We start from the raw sequence: 5,577 nt of genomic DNA on the forward strand, positions 1-5,577 counted from the left end.
CATCGGCGGTGGTCCCGAGACCGTGTGCAGGAGCAGGGTACCCGGAACCAATCCCAGGTAACCTGCCACACCGGCGCCCAGTGCCCACGGCCAAATCCTAGCCATCACGCGGATAAACCCGCCCGGCGTCCGCGAAGGAACCACTAGTCCCGATGCCCCGACGCCGAGGATCACACCCAGCAGCGGCGGTCCGAACCCACCGCCCACTGCCAGCAGCAGCAGCGAAAGCCCGATCAGCACCATGGATCCGCGCCGGCGCTGGACCCCGGTGACCGCCCAGACAGCGAACACGGCGGAGACCACTATTGTGAGGACTCCGGAAACCAACAGGTTGGGGATCAGGGTCATCGCGGGCTCGCCGCCCATGGTCTCGAACGCCTCGTGCCCGGGCCAGGAACGGATCATCACGCCATCGGGCGCCACCGGCCCCTGGAGTATCTCTCCCAGCCCATGTTCCATGCCGGCCAAGGCCGCCAGCAGTCCGAAGACGCCCACCACGGTCCGCACGGCCCTTCCGGTCCCCATCTGCTGTGAACTGCCCATCAGGCACCTCCTCATGAACCGGGATGCTTCGACTCTAGGCCCGGCACAGTGCCTGCAGAAGAGTCGAAAGCCCCGTCAGAAAGGAAGGGAGTGCTGATCTGCTGAAACCATCCGCCGGCGCGCTAAAGAACGGGGCGTTCGACGACGGGGTCGTGGGTCTTGCGGAACAGGCTGCGGGTGCGCGGATCCCAGAAAATGAGATACAGGCCAAACAACAGGCCTGTCACCGCTGCAGCGACCCGGGCCAGGACGAGGGCGAGGCCCAGGTCTTCGGTCTGGAGGTAAGGGAAAACCTCCAACTGGTCCGAAATGGCGTAGATCATGAAGAACGAGACGATGAAGTACAACGCCTTGACCTGCCAGTCGTTGCGGATGCCGGTCACCGCAAACAAGGGGATGAGCCAGACCACGTACCAGGACTGGATCATGGGCGCCAGGACCACCACAGCCGCAAAAGCCAGCGTCAGGCGGCGCATCAGGCGGTCGTGGTCACCCTTGAAGATCTGCAAGGCTACGATCCCCACGGCGAGCAGCTTCCCGGCGTCGAACACCCAGTCCGCCAGGGTCCAGCCATCAAGGCCGAATGCGTTCGAGATGGTGGCAACCACCAACCCCACGAGCCCCACCGGCGCGTACCAGATGAAGATGCTGCCGGGGGCCGACAACCCGTTGATCCAGCCGAAGCCGAAGCCGTTGACCAGGCTCAGGCCATAGAGAATAGCCAGGCTCAGTCCTGCCGTGAGGGTCCAGAAAACCAACTTCCTGGACCAGCCGGCGTTCTTCCCCGCCCAGAGGAGTCCGATGAACGGCAGGAAGACGATGGTGATGGGCTTAACCGCAATGGACAGGGTCACCAGGAAGATGCCCAGCACCGGGCGCCGGGTGGCGGAGTAGTACAGCCCCGCCAGGGCCAGGCCGATCATCAGGGCATCGTTGTGGACACTGGCAATGAAGTTCGTCAGGAACAAGGGGTTGGCCGCGGTCAGCCACAAGGCCCGGTGCGGATTGACGCCGTGGAGTTCGGCGAGCTTTGGCACGTAAATGACGCAAAGCACCACACCGGCAAGGGCAACCAGCCTGAACAGCATCACGCTGGCCTCGGGGTGGACGTTGGTGGACCAGACCACGAACTGCTCTATCCACAGGAACAGCTGGCCGTAGGGCACAGGAGCTTCGGTCCACATTTTGTCAGCGCCGAGCTGGAAGTAGTTCGAAAGCGCCGAGATGCCGTTCTCGTAGGGATTAAACCCTTCCACCATCAGCCTGCCCTGGCCGATGTAGGCGTAGACATCACGGCTGAACAGGGGGACGGTAAACATCATCGGCAGGCCCCAGGCGGCCACGGCCTGAAGGGTAGCTGTGCGTGCCTGGGGTCCCCAGACGCGGACCCTCTGGCCCAGCCGCAGCCATGACCGGACCAGGAGCATTCCGCCGACGGCAAGCAGCACGATGGCCAGGGCAACCCCCACGGCCTCGGTGCGCATCCAGATGAAGACCGGCATACGGCGGAGTTCAGAGACCGGCGCCAGCCAGCCGACGCCCAGCGACCCGATCATCATCAGGACCGAGCCCAGGAACCCGGCAAGGATCGGGGATCTGGCGTTGTCCACTTCCGCTGCAGCGGACCCGGGGATCACAATGGCGGCCCTCTCCCCCGTTGCAGGCACAGGCGCCGTCATCTCAGGATCGTCCATTCTCTTCGCAGTCAGCGCTTCGGCCCCGGCGGGCGCGTGGGCGGCCCGGCCTCGAAGGCACAGCACAGCGGCCACGTCCACGCCCCTCTGTACCCGAAATCCTAGCATCGGACGGTTGTGCCGGGGCGTAACGGTAGGCTGGTCCGGTGCCTATATCTAACGAACGCATCGTCTGGATCGACTGCGAAATGACCGGCCTGGACATCAAGACCGACGCCCTGATCGAGGTCGCTGCCCTGGTGACGGACTCCGAGCTGAACATCCTCGGCGACGGGGTGGATGTGGTGATCAAGCCCGAGGACGCCGCCCTGGCCCAGATGAACGACTTCGTCCGGGACATGCACACCCGGTCAGGCCTCCTCAAGGAACTCCCGCACGGAAAGACCATGGCCGAAGCCGAGGCCGCGGTGATGGAGTACATCGAAAAGTGGGTACCGGACCCGCGCAAGGCACCGCTGGGCGGCAACTCGGTGGGGACCGACCGCGTGTTCCTCTCCCGCGACATGCCGGCTGTTGTGGAGCACCTGCACTACCGTGTGATCGATGTGAGCACCATCAAGGAACTGTCCCGGCGCTGGTTTGCCCGGGCATACTTCCAGTCTCCCGCCAAGAAGGGCGGTCACCGCGCCCTGGGCGACATCCAGGACTCCATTGATGAACTCCGCTACTACCGCGAGGCGGTTTTTGTCCCCGCCCCGGGACCGGACAGCGTCACGGCCCGGGACATCGCCAAGCGCATCACCGGCGGGACGGCCGATCCGGAACAGTAATCTGCGCCACGTTTTAGGGAAATTTTGGCGAAAAGCCTAAAAGTGGCGCAAGCAGCCTCCAAGAGCAGGTAAGCTATTTGAGTTGCCTTTCCAGTGGACCGGATCATCCGGGAATCTTCGAGGCACATGGTGGGCTTAGCTCAGTTGGCAGAGCGCCTGGTTGTGGTCCAGGAGGTCGCGGGTTCAACCCCCGTAGCTCACCCTTGTAGGACGGCACCATCAGCCGTTTGTTAGGAGGCCGCATCGGATATCCGGTGCGGCCTCCATTTTTTTGCACAAAAGCCGGCGTCACGCCGCACGCACGAAGGGCCGCCTGACATGACAGTTCTGCCGATCACCATCTGGGGCGAACCGGTGCTGCACCGCCGCGCCGCCGAGGTGGAGGTGTTCGACGACGAACTACGCACCCTGATCGCGGATATGTTTGAAACCAATGACGCCGCTAATGGCGTTGGCCTGGCGGCTCCCCAGGTAGGGGTGGGCAAGCGCATCTTCGTCTACAAATATGCCAACGACGACGGCGCCCCGCCCGTCGGTGTCCTGGTAAACCCTGTCCTGACCCTGTCCAAGGTCTCCGGCGCCCTGCCGGACCCTGATGAAGAGGAAGAAGGCTGCCTCTCGTTCCCCGGCGGCCAGTACCCGCTCAAACGCGCGGAGTGGGCCCGGGTGCAGGGCTTTGACGGCAACGGAAAGCCCGTTGAATTCGAAGCGACCGGATGGTTTGCCCGGGTGATCCAGCACGAGTACGACCACCTGGACGGTAAACTTTACGTCAACCGTCTGCTGGACCGCTATGCCAGGAAAGCCATGAAACAAGCCAAAAAGAGCGGGTGGGGAGTTCCGGGGCTTACCTGGATGCCGGGTGTGGATCCGGACCCGTTCGGCCATTAACCTGCCGTGATGGTTTCCTGGTCCGGGCAGGAGTCAAGGACCCGCTTCATCGCATCTTTTTCCGGCTGCGTGACCCATAGCGAGTAAGAGGCTTTGACCGAGATCTGCCGGGCAACGTAGTGGCAGCGGAAGTTCTTGTTCTTGGGCAGCCAGGTAGCGGCGTCCCCCGCGCTCTTCTGCTGGTTGGCGGGACCGTCCGCGGCTATCAGGTTCAGGGGGTCATTGGCGAAGCTTTGGCGTTGTTTGGACGTCAGCCCCTGGGCGCCCTTCTGCCACGCGTCACCGAGGGCAACCACGTGGTCGATCTGGATTTCCTTGCTGCTTTCCGATCCGCGGCGGAACTCCACCGCCTGCCCGATGTAGGGCTCGTGGATGGCGCCGGAAGCTACACGGCAGGTGGAGCCTTCCGTAAATACCACGGCAGTGAGATCGCGGCGCAGGATGTCGTTGCGGGTATCGCAGCCATTCCGGTCCACGTCCAGCCAGGCCTGCCCGAAGGCCTCCCGCTGGTAATTGTCCTTCGGTGCACGCCCCTTGACGGCAAGCCCCTCAAGGGCAGCCAGCGCACTCCCCTGCGGTACAGGCTTGACCGGCACCACCGGCTTCATGAAGGTCCCATCAAAGACGGGCACCTCCGATGGTCCGGCGACGGCCGGTTCGGCAGCTGCGAACTGTCCTGCAGTGAAAAACCAAACGCCCGACGCCACCAGGGACACGGCCAGCAGCACCAGTACTGCCCACGCCTGCCTGGAGCGCCGGCGGGCACGGCGGTACGCACCCCAACTCACAGTCATGGGCTACCGGCCCTTCGGGAAAGATCATGCACCAGAAGAGCCTAGGTCACCCCACTGACATCCGGACGGATATCCACAGTGGGGAGGAACAGTGGGACGGGTCTACTGCTCCCGGGCTACCCGCCGGAGATCTTCCTCGGCAAGCTTGAGGAGGGATTCCAGTTGGCGTACCCTGTCCTCGCCGACGTCCCCGGCGCTCCTCGCAGCACGTGCCTGCTCCAGGAGCCGCACGGCTTCCTTGTGGTTGGCCTTGGCTACATCGAGGGCGTGTTCGAGGGTGGTCTCATGCTGCAGGGTTGAGTCATTTTCCATGCCACCAGTGTGGTCCCGATTCCCGGCTGATTCCAGCGAATCAGCCGGGAATATCCAGGCATCCCGGCAAATGATCCGGATTAGACAGCGATCGCAGCCAGCGCCGCGGCAGATTCCTTGGCCGGGAAGGACGGCGGGTTCACTCCGGCCATTTCCTCCATGACACGGACCACCTGGCAGCTGTAGCCGAACTCGTTGTCGTACCAGACGTAGAGAATGACGTTCTTGTCGTTTGAGATCGTGGCGAGGCCGTCCACGATGCCGGCACGGCGTGAGCCGACGAAGTCAGTTGAGACAACCTCGGGCGAATCGATGTAATCGATCTGCTTGCGCAGGTCCGAATGCAGGGACATCTGGCGCAGGTAGTCGTTCACCTCGTCCTTGGTGGTGCCGTTTTCCAGGCTGAGGTTCAGGATGGCCAGCGAGACGTCCGGGGTGGGGACGCGGATTGAGCTGCCGGAAAGCTTGCCCTGGAGTTCGGGCAGTGCCTTCGCTACGGCAGTGGCCGCTCCTGTTTCGGTGATGACCATGTTCAGTGCCGCGGAGCGGCCGCGGCGGTCGCCCTTGTGGAAG

General features: G+C 63.5%; 6 protein-coding genes, 1 tRNA gene and 1 pseudogene. 3 read left to right on the forward strand and 5 right to left on the reverse strand.

What is annotated here, in order from left to right; translation table 11 throughout:
* Both DBR22_RS17075 and mptB read right to left on the reverse strand, forming a co-directional pair.
* Positions 1–543: hypothetical protein (locus tag DBR22_RS17075; RefSeq protein WP_108600006.1), on the reverse strand; the 543-nt coding region annotated here is incomplete at its 3' end.
* Positions 544–665: 122 nt separating this feature from the next.
* Positions 666–2,222, reverse strand: coding sequence for a polyprenol phosphomannose-dependent alpha 1,6 mannosyltransferase MptB (mptB, locus tag DBR22_RS17080; RefSeq protein ID WP_181365227.1), 1,557 nt, complete (start codon positions 2,220–2,222; stop codon positions 666–668).
* Between the two features lie 161 nt (positions 2,223–2,383).
* Here mptB and orn point away from each other — a divergent pair, with 161 nt between their 5' ends.
* From orn to def, 3 genes are all read left to right on the forward strand, one after another.
* Positions 2,384–3,007 carry an oligoribonuclease gene (gene orn / locus DBR22_RS17085; protein WP_108600007.1) on the forward strand — a complete coding sequence of 208 codons (624 nt, stop codon included), beginning with the start codon at positions 2,384–2,386 and terminating at the stop codon, positions 3,005–3,007.
* A gap of 129 nt (positions 3,008–3,136) precedes the next feature.
* Positions 3,137–3,209, forward strand: a tRNA-His gene (locus DBR22_RS17090).
* A 116-nt stretch (positions 3,210–3,325) separates the two neighbouring features.
* Positions 3,326–3,898, forward strand: a complete 573-nt coding sequence (gene def / locus DBR22_RS17095) for a peptide deformylase (RefSeq protein ID WP_108600008.1) — start codon at positions 3,326–3,328, stop codon at positions 3,896–3,898.
* Here the strand turns inward: def and DBR22_RS17100 are convergent.
* The 3 genes and pseudogenes from DBR22_RS17100 to DBR22_RS17110 all read right to left on the reverse strand — a co-directional run.
* Positions 3,895–4,692 carry an HNH endonuclease family protein gene (locus DBR22_RS17100; protein ID WP_108600009.1) on the reverse strand — a complete coding sequence of 266 codons (798 nt, stop codon included), beginning with the start codon at positions 4,690–4,692 and terminating at the stop codon, positions 3,895–3,897. The genes def and DBR22_RS17100 overlap by 4 nt on opposite strands.
* Positions 4,693–4,794: 102 nt before the next feature.
* Positions 4,795–5,004, reverse strand: coding sequence for a hypothetical protein (locus DBR22_RS17105; RefSeq protein ID WP_108600010.1), 210 nt, complete (start codon positions 5,002–5,004; stop codon positions 4,795–4,797).
* An 80-nt stretch (positions 5,005–5,084) separates the two neighbouring features.
* Positions 5,085–5,577: pseudogene (locus DBR22_RS17110) on the reverse strand (glyceraldehyde-3-phosphate dehydrogenase); the annotation flags it as partial.

This window comes from Arthrobacter sp. HMWF013 (assembly GCF_003061105.1).
Classification (GTDB): Bacteria; Actinomycetota; Actinomycetes; order Actinomycetales; family Micrococcaceae; genus Arthrobacter.

Coding starts and splice junctions, on each gene's coding strand:
- mptB (WP_181365227.1), bottom strand. CDS start 2,222: ATGACGGCGCCTGTGCCTGCAACGGGGGAGAGGGCCGCCATTGTGATC.
- def (WP_108600008.1), top strand. CDS start 3,326: ATGACAGTTCTGCCGATCACCATCTGGGGCGAACCGGTGCTGCACCGC.
- DBR22_RS17100 (WP_108600009.1), bottom strand. CDS start 4,692: ATGACTGTGAGTTGGGGTGCGTACCGCCGTGCCCGCCGGCGCTCCAGG.
- DBR22_RS17105 (WP_108600010.1), bottom strand. CDS start 5,004: ATGGAAAATGACTCAACCCTGCAGCATGAGACCACCCTCGAACACGCC.